Here is a 21,592-nt window from a genome sequence, read left to right on the forward strand (position 1 = left end):
GCCACAGCAGTGCGCCCGTTTTGTTTACTTCGCCGACGCTTTCGCGTGCGCGCCTGAGCGATGCGAAGGCGCGAACAGCCGCAGTCCGCTTGCAAGGCTCGCCGCGCCGGCAAAGAAGGCGCCGGCGCTGAGCGCGAGTGTGGGCCCATGACGGCCGGCGATACCGAAGCTCAGCGCGACCAGCGCAGCGCCGGTGGTCTGCCCGAGCAGCCGGGCAGTCGCGACGATGCCGCTGGCGCCGCCGCTGCGCTCGGGCGGTGCGCTCGCCATCAATGCCTTCAGGTTGGGTGACTGGAAGAAGCCGAAGCCCGCGCCGCAAATCGCCATGCGGATGCCGATGTCGAGCACATGCGGATGCACCGGCAGCAACGCCAGCGACGCCATCCCCGCCGACATCACCGCCAGACCGATCGCGCCAAGCAGGCCCGGCGGATAGCGGTCGGACAGACTGCCTGCCAGCGGCGCGGCCAATGCGACCACCACGGGCCACGGCGTCATCAGAAAGCCGGTCTCGACCTGGCTGCGATGCAGCACGTCCTCGAAGTAGAAAGGCAGCGACACGAACGCCAACCCTTGCGCGGCGAACGAGCACACCGCAGTCACTGCCGACAACGCAAACACCGGCCGCTTGAACAGATCGACCGGCAGCATCGGTGCGGGGTGACCGGCTTCACGACGAATCAGCAGTACGCCGAACACCACGGCGATCGCGGCCGCGCTCAGCACCAGTTGCGTTGAGGCGCGCTGGGCCGCTTCGCCGAGCGCGAAGATCAGCGCGGCGAAGGTGATCACGTTGAGGAGCGCCGCGATCGGGTCGAAGTTGTGTTTGCCGCGCTCGGTGTGCGGCAGCGCCGGCCATGCGAAGGCCAGCGCCAGCAGACCCAGCGGCACGTTGACCGCAAACAGCCACGGCCACGCGGCAACGGACAAAATCAGCGAGGCCACCGTCGGCCCGACCGCGAACGACACGCCGACGATCAACGCGTTAGTGCCGAGGCCGCGTCCGAGTCGATGCGGCGGATACAGATAGCGGATCAGCGCCGTGTTGACGCTCATGATCGCGCTCGCGCCGAGACCTTGCAGCACGCGCGCGGCGGCGAGCATCGGCAGTGTCGAAGCGAGCGAGCAGGCCAGCGACGCCAGCGTGAACAGCGCAATGCCGCCGATATAAATCCTGCGATGCCCGACGATGTCGCCGAGTGCGGCGAGCGGCAGCAGTGTCGCGACCATTGCGAGCTGGTAGGCGTTGATGATCCACACCGAAGCCGCGGGCGCCGCGTGCAGATCCGCCGCGATGGCGGGCAGGGCGGTGTTGGCGATCGCGGTATCGAGCGTGGCGAGCGCGACGGCGAGCATGATCGCGGCCATCGCGCGGCGATTGGCGGCGGACATCGGGCCGTCCGCCGGAAAGGTCTGGTCGAGCGTGGCGCCACGGGTGGCGCTGGGTTTGTCGGACAAGGCGTGGCTCGTCGGGTTATGCATGCCGCAGCGCCGGGCGCGTCGGAGGGACGGCGCTGCGGCGTGCAGGCGGCAGGGTTGCGTGGCGTGAAGCGCGGGGCCCGAGTCCAGCGGTCAGGGCGGCGCGCGCGGCGAATGAAGTGATTGTTACAGAGACGTGGAAATCGTGCTGGGAGGCCGGCAGGGCGGGGCGCTTGATCGGACGTCTCTAACGCAACTAACGGTCAAGTCCGCCCGGCGTCTTCGAATCGGCGTGGCGCCTCGTTATCGCATATCGCTTCGGCATAACAGTTCAGCAGACGAGGCGCGCCGATTTGACCACGTATTGAACCGGTCAACGCATTCATCGGCACGTCACACGTCGAAAAAGATAATCGTGCTGCCTCTCTCCCATGCAGTCGGCTTTCATCGCTTGATATCGTTTGCCTGTTTTGCGGGCCGATGCACGCACCCAGTGCCGCGCACAGGCTGCCTTTGCACCGCGTGCGTGCGCGGAATGCGTGTGAAATGCGTGAAGCCCCGTATGTCGGCGGGCATGGCATGTGCATGAGCACCCGCTCGCGCTCGGCGGTGTTCCTGCGCCGTAAAATGTCGTACTCTGTTTGCTAACCCGCCTGACCGACACGCGCCTCCCGTCCGTCATCTATGCGGTTCGCGTATGTCGCGTCGTTTTTTCCCCGGAGGCCTCGATGACAGCCGTCGATCTGGAATTCGACCAGCTCAACAGTACCGTCGACGCGCTACGGCGCTCAATTTCCAATCGCATGATGTACGGCGTCGGCAAGGACGCCGTCACCGCTCATCCACATGACTGGCTGCACGCCGCGGCGCTCGCCGTGCGCGACCGGCTGGTCGCGCGCTGGATGAAGACCACGCGCCTGCAGTACGAACAGGACGTCAAGCGCGTCTACTACCTGTCGATGGAATTCCTGATCGGCCGCACGTTTACGAACGCGTTGCTGGCGCTCGGCATCCACGATCAGGTGAAGGAAGCGCTCGCGGATCTCGGCGTCGATATGGACATGCTGGTCAATATCGAACCGGACGCGGCCCTCGGTAACGGCGGCCTCGGGCGGCTCGCCGCCTGTTTTCTCGATTCGATGGCGACGCTCGGCATTCCGGGTTTCGGCTACGGTATCCGTTACGAATACGGCATGTTCCGTCAGGAGATCGTCGACGGCGAGCAGGTCGAAGCGCCGGACTACTGGCTGCGCGCGGGCAATCCGTGGGAGTTTCCGCGGCCCGAGATCAAGTACATGGTGCACTTCGGCGGCCGCACGGTGCAGCGCGGCGAGCATGTGGAGTGGATCGACACCGAGCATGTGAACGCCACCGCGTATGACACCGTCATTCCAGGCTACGCGACAGACGCGACCAATACGCTGCGCCTATGGTCGGCGCGCGCCACCGAAGAACTCGATCTCGGTGCGTTCAATCGTGGCGACTACCGCAACGCGGTCGATACGAAGAACATGTCGGAGAACGTCTCGCGCCTGCTGTATCCGGACGACTCGACGCCGGCCGGCCGCGAACTACGGCTGCGGCAGGAATACTTCTTCGTCTCGGCGACCATGCAGGATCTGATTCGCCGCTATCAGCGCACGCACAGCACGTTTGGGCGCTTCTCCGAAAAGGTGGCGGTGCATTTGAACGACACGCACCCGGTTCTGGCGATTCCGGAACTGATGCGCTTGCTGGTGGATGTTCATCATCAGCCGTGGGACAAGGCGTGGCATCACGTCACGAAAATTTTCTCGTACACGAACCACACCTTGATGCCCGAAGCGCTCGAAACGTGGGATGTCGAGATGCTTGCGCGTCTTTTGCCGCGGCATCTGGAGATCATCTTCGAGATCAATGCGGGCTTTCTCAAGCATGTCAGCGAGCAATCGGGACACGACGGCGAGATGATCCGCCGCATTTCGCTGGTCGACGAATATGGCCAGCGTCGCGTGCGGATGGCGTATCTGGCGATCGTCGCGAGTCACAAGGTGAATGGTGTATCGAAGTTGCATTCGCAACTGATGACGCGCGATATTTTCTCCGACTTTGCGCGCATCTATCCGGACCGCTTCACCAACGTCACCAACGGCATCACGCCGCGGCGCTGGCTGGCGCAGGCGAGTCCGTCGCTCTCGTCGCTGATCGATCAGCAGATCGGCAAGCATTGGCGCAGCAATCTGTTCGAGCTGGAGCAACTGCGCAGTCTGCGCAACGACAGCGCGTTCATCGACGCCTTTCATGAAGCGAAGCGGCAGAACAAACTGCGGCTCGTGCAGCGGCTTGCGCATCACACCAAACTGCACTTTGATCCCGATGCGTTGTTCGATCTTCAGGTCAAGCGTATTCACGAATACAAGCGGCAGTTGCTGAACGTGTTGCACGTGATCGTGCGCTACAACCAGATTCGCGCGAATCCGGAGCGCGATTGGGTGCCGCGCGTGGTGATGTTCGCCGGCAAGGCGGCGTCCGCGTATCGCATGGCGAAGACGATCATCAAGCTGATCGGCGATGTCAGCGAGAAGGTGAATCACGATCCGTTGATCGGCGATCGCCTCAAGGTGGTGTTCGTGCCGAACTACGGCGTGAGCGTGGCCGAGTTGATCATTCCAGCGGCTGATCTCTCCGAGCAGATTTCGATGGCCGGCACCGAAGCGTCAGGCACCGGCAACATGAAGCTCGCGTTGAACGGCGCGTTGACGATCGGCACGATGGACGGCGCGAACATCGAGATCTGCGACGCGGTGGGACGCGACAACATTTTCATCTTCGGCCATACCGCTGATGAAGTGGACAACCTGCGCGCCACTGGCTACCGGCCGCGGCAAGTCTACGAGGAGAATCCGGAACTGCGCATGGCGCTCGACCAGATTCGCACGGGTTACTTCTCACCGGATGATCCGCTGCGTTTCTCGGACATTTTCCACACGTTGGTGGATTGGGGCGATCACTATATGGTGCTCGCCGATTTCGCTGCGTTTGCGAAAGCGCAGGACGAAGTGGATGCGCGTTTCGTCGACCGGCGGGCGTGGACCGAGAGCGCGATCGAGAACGTCGCGGGCATGGGGCAGTTTTCGTCGGACCGCACGATCGGCGAATATGCGCGCAATATCTGGCACGTGAATCCGCTCAGTATGGAGTGACGCGGTGGAGTGACGGGGTGGAGTGACGCAGGCACGTTTGTGTATGGCGCTTGCTCAAATGAAAAAGGCCGTGCGAAATTTTTCGCACGGCCTTTCTTTATCGATCGATGACTATCACGGGGCGAATCGTTCGCTCTCTTGCGCGGCATACAAACCGAACTGCCCACGCGGGAAATCGAATAACACGTCGATGTTCTGCATGGCCATCAAACCGACCACGATGCGGTTAGCGTCCGGCTTCGCCTTGACGATCGTGACTTGCGCCTTCTCGTAACGGTGCACCCACGATCCAGTGCCGATGGCCGTCTCGTAGTTACCCTGATCGAGCACGTTGCCGACATCGCCGTCACCGGTCCAGTTGGGCGCCTTGTCCATTTCGAGGCGGATCATGCCGGTGCTGCCGGTTGCGAACACCAGCGGCGCGCAGAAGGTCATCTTGTCAGCCACGTTCACACAGCCTCGTGGCCATTGCGCCGTGCCGTCTCTCGACATTGTCATTGGCACCATCGTGTAGTTTTTGGTGATGGTGCTCGAGGGGCTCAACACCATGTACGGCTTTGCGAAGTTCGCGTGCACCAGATAGCGTTGACCGATGTTGCCGGGCAATGCGCGCAACGGTTGCGTGTAGCTGTTGTCGTCGGGCTGCGCGGCGCCGACGCCCACGATGCCGGAAAATGCCCAGCCGAATTCGCCGGTGTAGCCGTCCATCCCGACGCACTTGCGCGCGTTCGGCAAGCAACGCACGACGTCCACCGCTTGCGCGGCAATCGGCGTCGGGGTGGTGCCGGCGAGGCTGAACGGCACCTTCACGGCCGAGCCGAGCACCTCCACGCCGTTCGCGAACGACAACGATGTCACGCCGCCGGCGCTTGTGTAGCCCGAACCGGGCAGCACCGACTTCAACACCCGCGTGCCTTGCGTACCCGTGTCGAGCGCCATGTAAACCGGCTTGCCGTCGAGTTGAACCGGCAGACCGAGGCGCGCGTGGTCTTCGTCGGCACGCTCCACGTGCAGCGGAATCAGCAGGCCATCGTTGCCGCCGTTGATCAGCGCGGCATTGGGGGCTGGCGGCGTGGGGGTGGGGAAGGTGACGGAGCAGCCGGTTAGCGCGGAGAACGCGCCGGCTGCAAGCAGTGCCGCCGAAGCTGAGCGACGAAATGGAGAAAGATGAGAGGCGGCATGCCGGCGCGCGGCATCGAGAGACGACAGGAACATAGGATCACGCTTTGCAAAAAGGCGGGTCCCTGGCGAAGGCGATGCATCGTGGGCTGCGGGTTGGACAACTCGAACAGCACTGGCGGCAATCTCACTGGATTGCCGCGGCGTGGGCGGGGAAACCGGAACGCTTGCGGCGGCCTGCGGGAGGGAACACGCGATAACAGGAGCGGCGACTCTACACGGCCACCCGCGGGCATTTGCAAAGATGTGTAAAGGTTTGGGGGACGGCTAGCAAGTCGCCCGTGCAAGCGTTGATCTATGTCAATAGTTGCGCGGACGGCGGATTACGGTGGTTTGCGCGCGGCCGAGCGTGGCGCGGTCGAGAGCGCTTGTCAGCAGGCCGATCACGTCGTCGAGGGTGCGCGAGGTGACTTCGACACGGAAGGTTACGCGCTCGTGTTGCTGGTCGACGGTAACAACGTAGAGGCGCAAATCGTCGCCGAGGGCGGTATGCAACGCGCGCCGCCCGTGTGCCGACGAGGTGCCGGGCACAGTGACGTCAATGATGACGAGCGGAACGACGACATGCGTGCGGCGGGGAAGACGTGATTCGCGCGGTGCGCGCGGGATGGGGACTTCAGACGTTGCAACTGACGTGAGCATCGTGGTTGCGCCGATTCGGCGAGGCGGCGCGCGTTGTTGACACCCAACCACTCTAACGACGCGCGCCTCAACGACGCGCAAAAGCTGCCGCGTCGCGAATCAATTTTGTGTTAACGCGCCGCGCCTCGCGTATATCGGACGGCGGCTGCTCAGGCCTTGGGCGCTACAGCGACGCTCTTCGCTTCGTGCACGGCTGCGGCAACGCGCTCGACGAACTCGCGATCGGTGCTCATGAGCGCCTCACGCAGACCATTCGCGGTCTGCACCATCAGACGATGCGTGATGTCCTGGGTCGCCCACGTAAGCCAGCCAACCACGACCAGCATCGTGCCGCACACCATGCCGACCGGCGAGCGCAATATCCCGCCGACAACAGCGCCCACGAGTCCAAGCAACGAGATCGCACGGGGCAGGGCCTTGTTCTTCTGCACGGTGACGACTTGCACGTCGACGATGTCGCGCAGCGGAAAGACCTGGCCGGCCGACGAGAGTGCGTTACGCGTGACCGACACGCCGCGGTCGTTGAAAGGGGTTTCCATCGAGTCCAATGCAAGCGGTAGCAAAGGGCGCAGCGTACCAGATGCGGCGGCAGCGCTGGAAGTGGCGGGGGGAGGAAGACGCTGCTGGCGGATTTGATCAGTGTGACACTTTGGCCAGAAGCTTGAAAAATGGTATCACTAATGGCACCATTGATTCATGACGGAGAAAATTCTTGGCCAGATGCGCCGTGAGCCGACCAACGTCCGCTTTTCGGCGTTGCTCAAGGTATGCACGCAATATTTTGGCGAACCACGCCGCTCGGGCACGAGCCACGCAGTGTTCAAAACCCCATGGCCGGGAGATCCTCGCGTCAACATTCAAAACGATAACGGCAAAGCCAAGGCGTACCAGGTACGTCAGGTATTACAAGCCATAGAAAAGCTTACGGAGAGTCAACATGCCCGCTGATCACTACACCTATCGCGTTACCTGGTCGCCCGAGGACGGCGAACATGTCGGCTTGTGCGCGGAGTTTCCGTCCTTGTCGTGGCTTGCGCGCACGCCGGATGCCGCGTTGAAGGGAATTCGCGCTGCGGTCGCCGAAGCAGTCGCAGATATGCAGGAAGGCGGGGAGGCGGTACCGGAACCATTGGCCGAGAAGCGCTACAGCGGCGAGTTTAGAGTTCGGATCCCGCCGCAGCAGCATCGCGCGCTCGCAATGCAAGCGGCTGAACAGGGCGTCAGTCTGAATCGGCTGGTGAGTATGAAGCTCGCGGCATAAGTGTCGACGTGGGCACGCGAAAACCGCTCCCCCAAAAGAAAAACGCCCCGCAGGGCGTTTTCCAGAACCTCAGGACAGCAAGGAACTTGCGCTCCTCGCCGACCAGGTAAAACTCGCTTAGAACTTGTGACGCAGGCCTGCGCGAACTGCCAGTTGCGTGCTTGCGCCTGCCACCGGCAGGAAGCTGCTCGTGCTGGAGCCGATCTGCGCTTGCAGGCCGGTATTCTTCGACGTCTTGCCCGCAGCTGCCTGATAAACGCCCAGCAGGTACACGTCGGTGCGCTTGCTCAATGCGTAGTCGACGCTGGCGTCGATCTGGTTCCAGTGGCCGTTGGTCTGGTCCTTCGACTGCATGTACGTGTAGCCCAGCGCGCCCGTCAGTGCCGGCGTGAAGGCGTACTTGCCGCCTGCTTCGTACGCATTGAACGTCGTCATGTGACCGGTGATCTGTTCGATGTTCGTGTGCGTCCAGAGAGCCCACATCGTTGCCGCGCCGATCGAGTACTTGGTGCCAACGCCGACCGTGGACAGGTCCTTAGCCGTACCGCTGATCGCCGAGTTTGCGAGCGTCGTCGAGAAGGTGGTCGGCGATGCCGAACCCGGGTAGCGGATGTCCGTGTATGCAGCGCCGATGCCGAACGGGCCGTTCGCGTAGTTCACGCCAAAGCTGTACACCGACGACGAACCGGTTGCGCCCGGCGCGCCAGCAAATGCACCAGCCTGGTTCGAGAAGCCGTACATACCGCCGAAGGTCAGGCCCGCGAAGTTCGCGCTGGTGAACTTGACCGCATTGCTGACGCGGCTCGACGTGAGCTGGTCGACGTCGTTGATGTGATAGCCGTAGTTACCCGCGACGGTCTGGCTGCCGTTGCTGTACACGCCACCCAGGAAGTCCGTCGAGAACGAGTATTGGCGACCGAACGTGAGCGTGCCGATGCCGTTCTGCGACAGACCGACGTATGCCTGACGGCCGAACAGCGAGCTGCCCTGGCCGAGCGCGCCGGTGCCGGAGTTAAAGCCGTTTTCCAACGTGAACAGCGCCTTCAGGCCATTGCCGAGGTCTTCCGTACCGCGCAGGCCCCAACGGCTGGCTTGGGCGACACCGTCGCCGTATTGATAAAGCTTCTGGGCTTGAGGGCCAGCATGGTTGACATAGGTGAAACCGGCATCGATCAAGCCATACAGCGTGACGCTGCTTTGTGCGTGTGCGGCGGTGGCGAAGACGGCGAGCGTAGCGGCGGCCAATACTTTCTTGTTCAAGACTTTCTCCGATTAAAAATTAAGCGATCACCACGCCGTACTCTTAGGTAAGGTCGTGAGATGGAGCGAAATTTAAGGGAATGCAGAGTAAGGTATGTGACAGCTTTGCTTATTTTTGTAATCTGTCGCGCTGGCGCGACACTCACATAGCATTGCCAGTTGAAATCGAGCAAGGCACGTCGCGCATAAGCTTTTTCCAGATCGTGCATATAAGCGTGTGAAAAACGATTGGTTTTCAGGGGCATTTGCTGCATGCGAGGATCCGCACCTGCCAATCAAAATCGCTTGTGGGGAAATGCATGCAACGCCGGAAAATCATCCAGAATCTGCTCGCTATCGCCGCCGTTTCGCTGACGGCAACGTTTGCGCACGCCGACGACAAACAACTGAAGATCGGCACGATGAGCGGCCCGGACGCACAAATCTGGTCGGTCGTGACCAAGGTGGCGGCGCGCGAAGGGCTGAATGTGAAGGTCATCGAATTCAACGACTACGTGCAGCCGAACGCGGCACTTGACGCCGGCGACCTCGACGCCAACGGTTTCCAGCACCAGCCGTTTCTCGATAGCCAGATCAAGCAGCGCGGCTACAAGATCGTCAACGTCGGCCTGACCTATGTGTCGCCGATGGGCTTCTATTCGAAAAAGCTCAAGTCGCTCAAGGACTTGCCGGAAGGCGCGAAGGTCGGCATCCAGAACGATCCGTCGAATGGCAACCGCGCGCTGCTGCTGTTGCAGAAGTACGGCGTGATCAAGCTGAAGCCGGGCGTCGGCACGAACGGCGTCAACGCCACGCCGCTCGATGTCGCCGAGAATCCGAAGAAGATCAAGCTGGTGGAACTCGACGCCGCGCAATTGCCGCGCTCGCTCGACGACCTCGACGCGGCGTCGATCAACACGGACTACGCGGTGAAGGCCGGCTTGCAGCCGACGAAGGACGCGATCGCAATCGAGGACCTCAAAGGTCCGTACGCGAATCTGATCGCCGTGCGCGCGCAGGATCGTGACAAGCCGTGGGTCAAGAAGCTGGTCGCGGCGTATGAGTCGGATGAAGTGCGCAAATACATCGACACGCAGTTCAAAGGCGCGATCATTCCGGCTTTCTGAGCGGTTTTACAGGCGGCTTTCCGGTCGCCTTTGAGTAATCCGCTCTTTTGCAACAGACCCGTAAACGCAGAACGCCCGCTGAAATAGCGGGCGTTTTGCTTTGCAGGCGCAACTTTTACAGATGAATCCTGCGAAAGCGCGGCTTCAATTGTTCCTTAGTTAGTTGCTCAACAACGATCCGCTTCTGAACGCCTTCGCACCGGCAATGCGTGCGAATTCCAGCCCGGCCGTCGCGAAGCGCGTCAAATGCCGCGCATACAGCACACCGGCTACGGTGCTCTTCAGCGTGACGACGCGATCGGTCAACGGATCGACGATATCGGCGATCTCATGGCCGATATCGACCCAGGTACCGACTTCGCAGCGATACACGAGCACACCGCTGATCGGCGCGACGATCGGCTCGGCGCCGGCCAGCGGCGTGGCGGCGAATTCGAGCGCGGGCAGCGGAGCGGCCGTGCCGTCGATCACGCCACGCGAGGTCAGGTACTCGATGATCGCCTGAGCGTCGCGCTCGGCGTACTCGTACGACACGTCGCGTTGACCGCGCAGTTCGATCGTGACCGAGACCGAGCCGTTCGGAATCGGGAAACGGTCGCCGTAGCGGCCGCGCAGATCCGACCAGCAGAAGCTGTGGATTTCGTCGAACGGATTACCGACCGAATTCAGCGCCAGCAGCGACGCCTTGGCGTCCAGATAGCAGGCAAGCGGCTCGACTTCCGGCCACAGGTCCGGGTTCGTGTAGATGTGCATCGCGGCGTCCCAGTCGCAGTGCAGATCGAGCACGACATCGGCGTCATACGAGAGCTTTTGCAGCGCCAGACGTTGCGATTCGAGTTCGGTGACCGGCCCCTGCGCGTCGAGCGCTTCGCGCATCGCGGCGCGGATCGCCGTGCGATTGGCGTCGATGTTGTCGGTCAGGCGCGCTTCGATGCCGGGCTGAATCAGCGCCGACAATTCGTAGAAATTGCGGTTGAAGTTCTGCGCGCTGTTGGTTTCGAAGCGGCCCGTCAGATGGCCGAGAAAGTGCTGATTCAGACCGATCGGATTGGCCACCGGCACGATCACGACTTCGCCGCGCACCTTGCCGGCGGCTTCTAGCGCGGCGAGCTTGCGGCGCAACGCCCACGAAACCAGCATGCCAGGCAACTCGTCGGCATGCAGCGACGACTGGATGTAAATCTTCTGCCCGCCGCCGGGACCATAGTGAAAACTCGTCAGATTACGGGCGGTGCCGAGCGTCGGGGCAATCAGCGGATGGGTTTGGGTTTGCATGGTTTTCAAATCCGCGGGCATCTGGGGCGCGCCGCGCTATGTCGTTGATTACAAGGGGAAAGGGTGTTTAAATGTCGGTCATTGGCGGGCGGGTTCGCAGCGCCTCTAGCGCACGATCTTAGCCGATATGACGCGGCGCGTGGTCTTAGGCGGCGCCGTTTGGATCGCGCGTGGCACGCGGGCCGGCCTATCCGGTTCGATCACAGTCCGGGCGGCGCGGCAAAGCGGCCCCGCAAACGAAACGGGCTCCGCGTGATGCGGAGCCCGTTTTCTGCAAGCCGGCAAGCGCGCCGTCAGGCGCGCGTGACTGGCTTAGCTGCCGTACACGTCGAAGTCGAAGTACTTCTTCTCGAGCTTCTTGTACGTACCGTCCTTGATGATGTCGGCAATCGCCTTGTCGACCTTCGCCTTCAGATCGGTGTCTTCCTTGCGCATGCCGATGCCTGCGCCGTTGCCGAGGATCTTCGGATCGTCGAGGTCCTTGCCGACGAAGTCGAAGCCCGCGCCGCGCGGCGTCTTCAGGAAGCCGATCTCAGCTTGCACTGCGTCTTGCAGCGCTGCGTCCAGACGGCCCGACAGCAAGTCGGCATAGACCTGGTCCTGGTTCTGATACGGCACAACCTTCGTGCCCTTCGCTTCCCAGTACGTCTTCGCGTAGGTTTCCTGGATCGTGCCTTGCTCGACACCAACCGTCTTGCCCTTGAGCGAATCGGCGGTCGGCAGGATGCCCGAACCCTTCTTCGCGACGAGGCGCGTCGGCGTGTTGAACAGCTTCGACGAGAAGGCGATCTGCTCAGCGCGTTGCGGCGTCATGGACATCGACGACAGCACGCCGTCGAACTTCTTCGCCTTCAGGGCCGGGATCATGCCGTCGAAGTCGTTTTCGACCCACACGCACTTGGCCTTCAGGCGCGCGCAGATTTCATTGCCGAGGTCGATGTCGAAGCCCGCGAGCTTGCCGTCGGAGCCCTTGGACTCAAACGGGGGGTAGCTGGCGTCAACGCCGAAACGGATTGTCGACCAATCTTTAGCGTGTGCGCCAATCGAGACGGTTGCAAGCAGAGCAACCGTCAAAGCCGCTAGCAGTTTTTTCACTGTTTAACTCCTCGGTGTAGTTCGAATACTCCCGTATGCGGTTGTGCCGCTGCGGGACGCCCGGCGCGACTCACGACCGGGCTTGGGTTGAAGCTGCCGGCCGGGGCGGCCAGCAGCGCGCGCCAAGCTTATCAGTTCAAAAAGATTGGGTAGCTAGTGAAACACCGGATAGCGCACGGGAATAGCTTCTAAAGCCTGAATGTGGTGGAGTTTCGACGGGGTCGTCATGCGAATTGCATGGCCTTGGGATGCTACCTGTTGTCGCGTAAAGGAGCCGTAATGAAGTTGGCTACCCACGGCGCTTTTCCGGCGTGCTTCGCACCTTGCGCTGTGCCGGCAAAACCAGTATTCAGAATGGCGCTATTACCAGCAGTTATTGCAGACTATTACGCGACCGTGATTGTTTCAATTGAGCGTCGCCGAAGTTAAAGATTTCGCGAGAACAACCGTTAAATACAGATGAGCGTATTTGTTAAATCACACCTGACCAATTGTTTTTTCTCGATTGAGGCGGGGCCGGAACCAAAAATGCATTGCTTGGCGCTATGATCAACGCTCCGCACGGCTGCCTTTGCAGCGTACGGTTGCACCGGTATCTGTCTGAACAAAGTCATCGAGCACTACGCCCGCGATTAAATACCGCGCGCCTGTTTGCGTTCGTCTTAATGACCTTCTGCTAAGCGGTTGTATATGCACACGATTTCGATGGCAGACGAAATGCGCTGTTTCAAACCATCGCGCCGGAGCCGAACTGCAGTCGCAGCGGCACGCGCGAAGTCACTGCGCGGCCGCGCGTTTTCCGCTTTTTTGACATTACTGATAAACGCCGCTTTCTGCTGTAGCCTTTTGTCTTCAGCACCCGTCGTGGCCGCCGACAACGTTCTGCGTGTGCTGGCATGGCCCGGTTATGCGGACGCTGACGTCGTCAAGACTTTCGAGTCACGCTACAACGCGAAGGTCGAAGTCACGCTTGTCGATTCCGACGAGGCGCTATGGGCGCAGATGCATGCTCAGGGCACGCCGCAGTTCGATGTGCTCGCAGCGAATACTGCTGAAATCGAGCGCTATACCCGCGCGAATCTGCTGGCGCCGCTCGATCTGGCCAGTTTGCCGAATACGAAAAAACAGTTGCCGCGGTTTCAGGCGCTGTCGGCGATCGAAGGGCTGACCTCGGCAGGCAATGTGTACGCCATTCCATTCACGTACTCGTCGATGGGGCTGATCTATGACCGCAAGCAGATCGCCGTTGCGCCGCGCTCGATGCGCGAATTGTGGAACCCGCGCTATCGCGGCAAGGTGCTCGACTTCAATAGCGCCCAGCATAATTTCTCGTTCACCGCGCTGGCGCTGGGCTATCCGCATCCCTTCCAGCTCGACGCCACGCAGATGCGCGTGATCGCTCACAAGCTCGTCGACCTGCGCCGCAACCTGCTGACCTATTACACGTTGCCTGAAGAAGCGACCGCGTTCTTCATCCAGCACAAAGTTGCCCTGATGTTCGGCAACTATGGCACCCAGCAGGTTGAATCGTTGCGCCGCGCCGGCGCCGACGTGGGCTACGTGATTCCCGACGAAGGGGTGCTCGCCTGGCTGGACTGCTGGTCGATGACGCGTTCCGCCAAGGATCGCCCGCTCGCGCTTGCGTGGATCAACTACATGCTCGAACCGGACGTCAGTGCGTTGCTGACGCAACGCCAGGGGCTCGCCAACACGTTGACGGCGCCGGCGGAGAACGGCGACAAGGCGCATATCCTCTGGATCGGTCCGGTGGAAGATATTCAGCGGCGCGAAGATCTGTGGAGCAGAATCGTGTCCGGCGACAGGTCGGAGCGTTTCTGATGATGCGCCCCGGCCTGACATTCAAGTTATCGATTCTGCTTGCGTGCATTGGCGTGCTCGCGTCCGGTGCGACCGGTTATTACACGTATCGTGCCAACCGTACGATGCTCGTGAACGAAGCCGAACGCAGCCTGCTCACTTCAACGGAGTTGTTGGGGCAGCGCTTTTCCGTGGCGATCGACGATGTTGCCGCAGACGCGCTGGTGCTCGCGAGTTTGCCGTCTCTGGCGGACGTCGCGCAGACCGACAACGGCGTCGGCGCGAATGCGCAGCGCGAACAGCTGGCGCAGGTGTATGCCAGCTTCATGGTTCATCACTCCGAGTACCTGCAGATTCGTTTCATTGCCCGCAAGCACTACGGACTCGAGCTGATCCGTTTCGACCGCGATGCGGACGGCCTGGTGCGGGTTGAGGGGAACAACCTGCAGGAAAAAGGCCAGTTTGCGTATGTGTTCGACACGCTGGGGTTCTCGCCCGGACGCATTTACACTTCGCCGATCGCGGTGAATCACGAGTATGGCGCGCATGCCGCTGAGGGCAAACCGACACTGCGGCTCGGCACACCGGTGGCGAACGCGAGTGGCGCGGTAGTGGGCGTCGTGATTATCGATATCGATCTGGCCGGACTGCTCAACCGTTTGCAGAGCGACTTGCCGAGCGACTATCAGGTCTATCTCGCCAACGAATGGGGCGATTTCCTGGTCCATCCGGATGCCTCGAAAACGTTCGGCTTCGACAAGGGCCGCCGCGTTCTGATGCAGGACAGCTTTTCCGCCACCAAGCCGCTCTTCGATCAGTCAAAAAGCGAGGTTCTGCTGAACGGTCTCGTGCGGCCGGGGCAGGCGGCCGGCCAGGTGCTTGCTTTCGTGCGCAGACCGTTCGGCGCATCCGAAGGCAACCGTTTTATCGTGATCGGCCTTGCCAAGCCGCTCGAGGATGTCTTATCCGGCGCTACCCAACTGGGTAACAGAATCATTCGCATGGTGCTGATATTCAGCGTGCTGGCGCTGTTCCTCGCGATTCTGTTTGCGCGCGCCCTGACCAAGCCTTTGCACATCCTCGCGTATGCGGCGACGCATCTGTTCGCCGAGCACACGATGGAAACGCTGCCGCTCAAACGTACCGACGAGATCGGCGTACTCGCGCGCTGCTTCGATCGTTTGCGCCGGGAAATCAAGTCGCAAATGGATGTGCTGCATAACAAGCAACGTGAGCTCGTGCACCTCGCTACACACGACGGGCTGACCGGCTTGCCGAACCGCATGTTGTTCATGCAGAAGCTCGAGGCGGCGATCGAGGAAGCGACACGGCGTCAGGAAGGGCTTGCCGTGCTGTTCGTCGACCTCGACCGCTTCAAGCAGATCAACGACCAGTTCGGCCATTCGATTGGCGACAAGGTGCTCGCCGCCGTGGCGAAGCGGCTGAAGAAGGTGCTTTGCACGGCGGATGTTGCCGCGCGCCTCGGCGGCGATGAGTTCATCGTGTTGATCGAGGGGCCGCGCTCCGCGGAGGCCGCACCGGGGATTGCCTCGCGCATCATGGGGGCGTTGAACGAAGAACTCGTGATCGACGGACAAAGCATGACGGTGGGCGCGAGCATCGGTATCAGCCAGTTTCCGGAGGATAGCGCCACGGTGGAGGAGTTGCTGCTCCATGCCGATGCGGCGATGTATGCAGCTAAAGCCGGTGGACGGTGTGGCTATCTGCGCTACCAGGATGTGCTGGCGGCGCGCAAGCGTGAGCAGGAGAGCGAAGGGGCAACGGAAGGCCGTGAGGCGGAGCCGACGGCCTGAAGCGCCGAATTTCATTGCAATGCTGTGATGGCTCCCCGTGCGCCGTGTTCGTGAAGCAGCTGCAATGCGTGTCGAAGCGTTTTTCTGAACTCGGGCAGGGCGGCCAGATCTTCCGGAAACACTTCACGCACAGTCAGTAACGCATCCATCAGCGCCTGCGGCTCACCTTGCGCGGATGCTGCGAGCGTCTTCAATCTGCCGGCCAGCGGATCGCTGATTTCGTAACGCGTGCCGTCGTCCGCGTGGCCGCACAAAAACATCATCCAGGCCGCTATCGCCAGCGCGAGACGCGTGAACGCTTGACCCGCGCCGATCCGCGCCGCAATCGTTGCAAGCAGACGGGGTGGAATCTTCTGGCTGCCATCCATCGCGATCTGCGCGCAGCGATGTTTCAGCGCCGGATTCGTGTAGCGCTCGAGCAGTGCGTCCCGATAGGCGGCCAGGTCGAATGATGCGGGCATGGTAAGCGTCGGTGCGATTTCTTCCGTCATCATCGCGTGGATGAGATTGCGCATGGGCGGGTGTGAGATCGCTGCATCGATCGTCTCGAAGCCGCCGAGCATCGACAGATAGGCCAGCGTCGAATGCGTGCCGTTCAGCATGCGCAGCTTCGCCAGTTCGAACGGCGTGACATCCTCCACGAGTTGCGCGCCGACTGCCTCCCATGCGGGACGTCCCCCCGCAAAACGATCTTCAATGACCCACTGCCGGAACGGCTCGCAGGGCACCGGTACGGTGTCTTCATAAACGATGGCGTGGGCCACGGTGACGCGTTCGGCATCCGTGGTGGCCGGCACGATGCGGTCGACCATCGTCGACGGAAACGCAACGTGGGCGGCGATCCAGTCGGCCAGCTCGGGATCGCGTTGCCGCGCGAACGAACAGACTACCTGGCGCAGCGCGGCGCCGTTATGGGAAAGGTTGTCGCACGAGAGCACCGTGAACGGTTTGCCGCTCGCGCTGTCGCGCCGCTCGCGCAATGCCGCGACGAGGATGCCCGGTACGGTACGCGGTTCGAGCGGGTTGGCCAGATCGTGTGCAACGGCGGGATCATCCAGCGCGACCTCGCCGGTTTTCGGGTCGCGGCAATAGCCTTTTTCCGTGACGGTCAGTGAGACGATCTGTACCAGCGGATCCGCGAGACGCGCGAACAGGGCGGCGCGATCGTGCGGCATGGCCAGCACTTCGCGCAGTGCACGCACAACGGTCACCTTGGCGCCATGCGGGCCGCGTTCCACCACGCTATACAAACCTTGCTGCGCCATCAGCGCGTCACGCTTGCCGACATCGCCTTGCAGCGTGACACCGCAAATCCCCCAGTCACCACCCGCGGCAAGCATGGCCTCTTCGGTATAGAGGGCCTGATGCGCGCGATGGAAGTTGCCGATCCCCAGATGAACGATGCCGATGCGCGGCTCCTGCCATTGCGGTGACAGCAGATGTGATTGCAGCGTGGGCAGTGCTTGGCGGACGAGGCGAGGCAAGGTGGCTACAGAAATCATGTGACGAATTCCAGGTTGCGGAAAGGCTTCAGACCGACGCCGTTCAACGGGAAAACCCTGATTTGACGTGTCGCTATACTTGTATGGTAGCATCGTTCAAACGATTTGAGACAGGTTGACGAGTGCGATTTTCCACTGCAACCAGAGCCCAAAATCGACATGAAAACAGCCAGTCGTATGCCGCCGTTGTGCGCGGTTCGCGACTTGCCTCTGCAAGGAAGAAGTCATGAAGATCGTTCGCGCCGACGTGATCGTCACGTGCCCGGGCCGCAATTTCGTCACACTGAAAATCGTCACGGACGAAGGCGTATACGGCATCGGCGATGCAACGCTGAACGGCCGCGAACTCGCAGTCGCTTCGTATCTGAAAGACCACGTGTGCCCGTTACTGATCGGCCGCGATCCTGGTCGCATCGAAGACACCTGGCAGTACCTCTACAAAGGCGCGTACTGGCGTCGCGGCCCTGTCACGATGTCGGCGATCGCCGCAGTGGATATGGCGCTGTGGGACATTCTCGGCAAAGTAACGGGCATGCCGCTGTACAAGCTGCTCGGCGGCGCCTCGCGCGAAGGCGTGATGGTGTACGGCCACGCCACCGGCCGCGATATTCCCGAGGCACTCGACCGTTACGCGGAACACATCGAAGCCGGCTATCAGGCGATCCGCATTCAATGCGGCGTGCCGAATATGCGCTCGGTGTATGGCGTGTCGAAAGGCAGCGGCATGTACGAGCCGGCCACCAAGGGCGCGGTCGAGGAGCAGAGCTGGTCGTCGGAAAAGTATCTCGACTTCGTGCCGAAACTCTTCGAAGCCGTGCGCGACAAATTCGGCTTCGATACGCATTTGCTGCATGACGTCCACCACCGCTTGACACCGATCGAAGCCGCGCGTCTCGGCAAATCGGTCGAGCCGTATCGCCTGTTCTGGATGGAAGATCCGACGCCCGCGGAAAACCAGGCCGGCTTCCGGCTGATTCGCGAGCATACGGTCACGCCGATCGCCGTCGGCGAAGTTTTCAACAGCATCTGGGATTGCAAACAGTTGATCGAGGAGCAGTTGATCGACTATATCCGCGCGACCCTGACGCACGCAGGCGGCATTACGCATCTGCGGCGCATTGCGGATTTTGCTTCGCTCTACCAGGTGCGAACCGGTTGTCACGGGCCGTCGGATCTGTCGCCGGTGTGCATGGGCGCGGCGCTGCACTTCGATCTGTGGGTGCCGAATTTCGGTGTGCAGGAATACATGGGTTTTCCGCCTGAAGCGCTCGACGTATTCCCGCATGCATGGCGCTTCGAGCGCGGCATGATGCATCCCGGCGAGGCTCCGGGCCACGGCGTCGATATCGACGAAGCAGCGGCCGCGCGGTATCCCTACGACCCCGCGTATCTGCCGGTCGCACGTCTCGAAGACGGAACGCTGTGGAACTGGTGAGCGGATTTCGCTCGACTGACCCTAACTACAAAATCATGGAGACACGCGTGAACCCAGCACGTCCGCAAGCCGCCGCGCCGGCCAGCACTGCCATGCTGCGTCGCGTGGCCTTCGCCTCGACCATCGGCACCGCGGCCGAGTACTACGACTTCTTCGTCTACGGCACGGCTGCGGTGCTGGTGTTCGGGCAGAAATTCTTTCCGTCCGCTGACCCGCTGATAGGCACGCTCGCCGCCTTCGCCACTTACGCAGTCGGTTTCCTGGCGCGGCCGCTGGGCGGCATCGTGTTCGGTCATTTCGGCGATCGCGTCGGCCGCAAGAAGGCCTTGATCGTGACGATCCTGATTGTCGGCTTGGGGACGTTTGTGATCGGCCTGCTGCCGGACTATCAGTCGATCGGCATCTGGGCGCCGATTGCGCTGATCGTGATTCGCGTGTTGCAAGGCTTCGGCGTGGGCGGCGAGCAAGCGGGCGCCGTGTTGCTGACGGCGGAATACGCTCCGCCTGCGCGGCGCGGCTTCTTCGCGAGTCTCGTGCAATTGGGCGCGCCGGCCGGTTTCCTGATTCCGTCGGGCCTGTTCGCGCTGCTCAGCGCGACGTTGACTCAAGCGCAATTGCTCGACTGGGGCTGGCGCATTCCGTTTCTCGCGAGCGCCCTGCTGGTTGCGGTGGGCCTGTATATCCGCTTGCGCACCGAAGAGTCGCCGATCTTCGCAACGATCCAGCGCACCAAGGCAGTGGCTTCGCGCCCGGTGGTGGAAGTTGTGCGGCAGTTCGGCCCTACGATCGTCAAAGGTGTCGGCGCGAAATTGATCGAGGCTTGCGCCTTCGCGATGTACACGATGATCGTGCTCGCCTACGGCAAGGCACACGGCATTGCGCAAAGCATGCTGCTTGAAACGGTGATCGTCGCGGTCGCGCTCGAGCTCGTCACGATTCCGCTCGCGGGTGCGCTGTCCGATCGTATCGGACGGCGGCCGACCTTTATCGCGGGTGCGCTATTGCACGTGGCGTTGGTGGTGCCGTTCTTCATGGCGATCGATAGCGGTAATCGCGCGGCGATCCAACTCGTGATGATTCTCGCCATTAGCGTGGGCCACAGCCTTTGCTATGCACCGCAAGCGGCGCTGTTTCCCGAACTGTTCCCCGCGCGCGTGCGGTGCAGCGGTATCGCGCTGATCTGGCAGATCGGCTCTTTGCTCGGCAGCGGCGTGCTCGGACTGCTGGCCGTCAAACTGATTCAGGTCACGCATGGCAATTCGCTTGCGTTGATCGTCTACGTGGCCGTGCTCGGCATTGTGTCGGCTGTATCGCTCTTTGCATTGCCGGAAACTGCGCCTCTACGCCGTGGCGGCGATCTTCACGATTGGGGCGGCGGCGAGCCGGTAGAAGCCCATTCGGCAGCGCAAACCCTCGCGTCCTCATCTTCATCTTCTTTCGCGCGGCACTGAGCGCGAGACCTTTGTCATACCGGAGTCCTTCATGCTCGCAGCCGTGCTTCACGAACCCAAACTCATCCGCATCGACGAAGTCGAGCCGCCTGTACCCGGCCCCGGCCAGGTGCGAGTACGCGTGCGCGCCGGCGGTATTTGCGGCTCCGATCTCTCTTACTACTTCAAAGGCAAGAGCGGCGATTTCGCGGTACGCGAGCCGTTCGTGCTCGGACATGAAGTGGCCGGCGAGATCGATTCGCTCGGCGAGGGCGTGAGCGCGGAGAGTCGCCTGACACCCGGGCAGCGTGTTGCCGTCAATCCAGGGCTGGCCTGCGGGACGTGCCGCTTTTGCATCGGCGGGATGCCCAATCATTGTCTGAACATGCGCTTCATGGGCAGTGCATCGACGTTCCCGCACACGCAGGGCATGTTCCGTCAGTACATCGTGGTCGCGGCGCGGCAATGCGTGTCGGTGCCGGATGGCGTCGATTTTGCGCAGGCGTCGATGGCCGAGCCGCTTGCCGTTGCATTGCATGCAGTGAAGCAGGCGGGTTCGCTCGTTGGCGCAAGCGTCTTGCTGGTGGGTTGCGGGCCGATCGGTTGCATTCTGCTGAGCGTGGCGCGCCGCGCCGGCGCTCATCGCCTGGTCGCGCTGGATCTGTCGGATCGGGCGTTGCAGGTCGCGCAGCAACTCGGTGCGGATCAGATCGTGAACGCGACAGACAGCGCCACGATCGATCAATGGTCCGCGCAACGCGGCACGTTCGACGTGGTCATCGAGGCCTCGGGCAGTCCCGCGGGACTCGATACGGCGTTGCGTGCGGCGCGCGCCGGCGGCACGGTGATCCAGGTCGGCAATCTGCCGGCCGGCCAGTCACCGGTGGCAGCGAACCTGGTGATGTCGAAGGAACTCCGCTATCAAGGCTCGTTCCGCTTCACCGGCGAATACGCCATCGCTGCCGATGAAATCGCTTCCGGCAAAGTCGACTTGCGACCGCTCATGACGCATGCATTCGCGATGAGTGAAGCAAACCATGCGTTCGAAGTGGCGCTCGATCGCTCGCAGTCGATGAAGGTGCATCTGAACTTTGACTGAGCATCTCCCGTGGCATGAGGCGTTGCACCTGACCGCAGCGCCTTGCCAGGCCAATCCAGCTACTTAAGCTATTCA

General features: G+C 61.8%; 17 protein-coding genes. 9 read left to right on the plus strand and 8 right to left on the minus strand.

All coding sequences use genetic code 11. From position 1 onward, the window contains the following. Positions 1–24 precede the first annotated feature (24 nt). The gene (locus M0D66_RS34125) at positions 25–1,392 is read right to left on the minus strand and encodes an MFS transporter (RefSeq protein ID WP_211700999.1); all 1,368 of its coding nucleotides are present in this window, start codon (positions 1,390–1,392) and stop codon (positions 25–27) included. A gap of 755 nt (positions 1,393–2,147) precedes the next feature. Here M0D66_RS34125 and M0D66_RS34130 point away from each other — a divergent pair. Next, positions 2,148–4,601, plus strand: a complete 2,454-nt coding sequence (locus tag M0D66_RS34130) for a glycogen/starch/alpha-glucan phosphorylase (protein ID WP_200621290.1) — start codon at positions 2,148–2,150, stop codon at positions 4,599–4,601. 114 nt (positions 4,602–4,715) lie between these two features. On the opposite strand, the gene M0D66_RS34135 is transcribed toward M0D66_RS34130, so the two are convergent. The 3 genes from M0D66_RS34135 to M0D66_RS34145 all read right to left on the minus strand — a co-directional run bounded on the left by M0D66_RS34135 (position 4,716) and on the right by M0D66_RS34145 (position 6,961). Next, entirely contained in the window at positions 4,716–5,816 is a 1,101-nt protein-coding gene (locus M0D66_RS34135; protein ID WP_211708923.1) for a hypothetical protein, read from the minus strand. A gap of 264 nt (positions 5,817–6,080) precedes the next feature. Beyond that, positions 6,081–6,422 carry a hypothetical protein gene (locus tag M0D66_RS34140; RefSeq protein ID WP_211708922.1) on the minus strand — a complete coding sequence of 114 codons (342 nt, stop codon included), beginning with the start codon at positions 6,420–6,422 and terminating at the stop codon, positions 6,081–6,083. A gap of 149 nt (positions 6,423–6,571) precedes the next feature. Further along, positions 6,572–6,961 (minus strand): DUF6232 family protein, encoded by a 390-nt coding sequence (locus M0D66_RS34145; RefSeq protein ID WP_211700410.1) that lies wholly within the window; start codon positions 6,959–6,961, stop codon positions 6,572–6,574. Between the two features lie 157 nt (positions 6,962–7,118). Here M0D66_RS34145 and M0D66_RS34150 point away from each other — a divergent pair, with 157 nt between their 5' ends. After that, a complete protein-coding gene (locus M0D66_RS34150; RefSeq protein ID WP_063499892.1) occupies positions 7,119–7,370 on the plus strand; it encodes a hypothetical protein in 252 nt (83 codons plus the stop codon). Continuing rightward, complete coding sequence (locus M0D66_RS34155) at positions 7,360–7,683, plus strand: type II toxin-antitoxin system HicB family antitoxin (protein ID WP_200652609.1); 324 nt, start codon at positions 7,360–7,362, stop codon at positions 7,681–7,683. Before M0D66_RS34150 ends, M0D66_RS34155 begins: the two co-directional genes overlap by 11 nt. Before the next feature lie 117 nt (positions 7,684–7,800). Here M0D66_RS34155 and M0D66_RS34160 read toward each other — a convergent pair whose 3' ends face one another. Next, complete coding sequence (locus M0D66_RS34160) at positions 7,801–8,943, minus strand: porin (protein ID WP_093634795.1); 1,143 nt, start codon at positions 8,941–8,943, stop codon at positions 7,801–7,803. 299 nt (positions 8,944–9,242) lie between these two features. Between M0D66_RS34160 and M0D66_RS34165 the strand changes: the two genes are divergently transcribed. Continuing rightward, complete coding sequence (locus M0D66_RS34165) at positions 9,243–10,049, plus strand: MetQ/NlpA family ABC transporter substrate-binding protein (protein WP_093634794.1); 807 nt, start codon at positions 9,243–9,245, stop codon at positions 10,047–10,049. A 159-nt stretch (positions 10,050–10,208) separates the two neighbouring features. Here the strand turns inward: M0D66_RS34165 and M0D66_RS34170 are convergent, their stop codons facing one another. Both M0D66_RS34170 and M0D66_RS34175 read right to left on the minus strand, forming a co-directional pair. Further along, positions 10,209–11,324: a succinylglutamate desuccinylase/aspartoacylase family protein gene (locus M0D66_RS34170; protein WP_211708921.1), complete on the minus strand. Its 1,116-nt coding sequence runs from the start codon at positions 11,322–11,324 to the stop codon at positions 10,209–10,211. A gap of 312 nt (positions 11,325–11,636) precedes the next feature. Further along, complete coding sequence (locus M0D66_RS34175; RefSeq protein WP_093634793.1) at positions 11,637–12,419, minus strand: ABC transporter substrate-binding protein; 783 nt, start codon at positions 12,417–12,419, stop codon at positions 11,637–11,639. 690 nt (positions 12,420–13,109) lie between these two features. On the opposite strand from M0D66_RS34175, the gene M0D66_RS34180 reads away from it, so the two are divergent. Further along, positions 13,110–14,258 carry a PotD/PotF family extracellular solute-binding protein gene (locus M0D66_RS34180; protein WP_266212633.1) on the plus strand — a complete coding sequence of 383 codons (1,149 nt, stop codon included), beginning with the start codon at positions 13,110–13,112 and terminating at the stop codon, positions 14,256–14,258. Further along, complete coding sequence (locus M0D66_RS34185) at positions 14,258–16,051, plus strand: GGDEF domain-containing protein (RefSeq protein WP_093634792.1); 1,794 nt, start codon at positions 14,258–14,260, stop codon at positions 16,049–16,051. The genes M0D66_RS34180 and M0D66_RS34185 overlap by 1 nt, the downstream gene beginning before the upstream one ends. A gap of 11 nt (positions 16,052–16,062) precedes the next feature. Here the strand turns inward: M0D66_RS34185 and M0D66_RS34190 are convergent, their stop codons facing one another. Then, entirely contained in the window at positions 16,063–17,553 is a 1,491-nt protein-coding gene (locus M0D66_RS34190) for a mannitol dehydrogenase family protein (RefSeq protein ID WP_211708316.1), read from the minus strand. A gap of 226 nt (positions 17,554–17,779) precedes the next feature. On the opposite strand from M0D66_RS34190, the gene manD reads away from it, so the two are divergent. Genes manD through M0D66_RS34205 form a run of 3 tightly spaced genes read left to right on the plus strand, consistent with a single transcriptional unit; the run spans position 17,780 to position 21,517 of the window. Continuing rightward, on the plus strand, positions 17,780–18,988 hold the full coding sequence (manD, locus tag M0D66_RS34195; protein ID WP_211708317.1) for a D-mannonate dehydratase ManD: 1,209 nt from the start codon (positions 17,780–17,782) through the stop codon (positions 18,986–18,988). Between the two features lie 47 nt (positions 18,989–19,035). Beyond that, a complete protein-coding gene (locus M0D66_RS34200; RefSeq protein ID WP_244869555.1) occupies positions 19,036–20,439 on the plus strand; it encodes an MFS transporter in 1,404 nt (467 codons plus the stop codon). Positions 20,440–20,470: 31 nt separating this feature from the next. After that, positions 20,471–21,517, plus strand: coding sequence for an L-idonate 5-dehydrogenase (locus M0D66_RS34205; protein ID WP_211708318.1), 1,047 nt, complete (start codon positions 20,471–20,473; stop codon positions 21,515–21,517). Positions 21,518–21,592 lie beyond the last annotated feature (75 nt).

This window comes from Paraburkholderia sp. SECH2 (assembly GCF_030464795.1).
Lineage (GTDB): Bacteria > Pseudomonadota > Gammaproteobacteria > Burkholderiales > Burkholderiaceae > Paraburkholderia > Paraburkholderia aspalathi.

Coding starts and splice junctions, on each gene's coding strand:
- M0D66_RS34125 (WP_211700999.1), bottom strand. CDS start 1,392: ATGTCCGCCGCCAATCGCCGCGCGATGGCCGCGATCATGCTCGCCGTC.
- M0D66_RS34130 (WP_200621290.1), top strand. CDS start 2,148: ATGACAGCCGTCGATCTGGAATTCGACCAGCTCAACAGTACCGTCGAC.
- M0D66_RS34135 (WP_211708923.1), bottom strand. CDS start 5,816: ATGTTCCTGTCGTCTCTCGATGCCGCGCGCCGGCATGCCGCCTCTCAT.
- M0D66_RS34140 (WP_211708922.1), bottom strand. CDS start 6,422: ATGCTCACGTCAGTTGCAACGTCTGAAGTCCCCATCCCGCGCGCACCG.
- M0D66_RS34145 (WP_211700410.1), bottom strand. CDS start 6,961: ATGGAAACCCCTTTCAACGACCGCGGCGTGTCGGTCACGCGTAACGCA.
- M0D66_RS34150 (WP_063499892.1), top strand. CDS start 7,119: ATGACGGAGAAAATTCTTGGCCAGATGCGCCGTGAGCCGACCAACGTC.
- M0D66_RS34155 (WP_200652609.1), top strand. CDS start 7,360: ATGCCCGCTGATCACTACACCTATCGCGTTACCTGGTCGCCCGAGGAC.
- M0D66_RS34165 (WP_093634794.1), top strand. CDS start 9,243: ATGCAACGCCGGAAAATCATCCAGAATCTGCTCGCTATCGCCGCCGTT.
- M0D66_RS34170 (WP_211708921.1), bottom strand. CDS start 11,324: ATGCAAACCCAAACCCATCCGCTGATTGCCCCGACGCTCGGCACCGCC.
- M0D66_RS34180 (WP_266212633.1), top strand. CDS start 13,110: ATGCACACGATTTCGATGGCAGACGAAATGCGCTGTTTCAAACCATCG.
- M0D66_RS34185 (WP_093634792.1), top strand. CDS start 14,258: ATGATGCGCCCCGGCCTGACATTCAAGTTATCGATTCTGCTTGCGTGC.
- M0D66_RS34190 (WP_211708316.1), bottom strand. CDS start 17,553: ATGATTTCTGTAGCCACCTTGCCTCGCCTCGTCCGCCAAGCACTGCCC.
- manD (WP_211708317.1), top strand. CDS start 17,780: ATGAAGATCGTTCGCGCCGACGTGATCGTCACGTGCCCGGGCCGCAAT.
- M0D66_RS34205 (WP_211708318.1), top strand. CDS start 20,471: ATGCTCGCAGCCGTGCTTCACGAACCCAAACTCATCCGCATCGACGAA.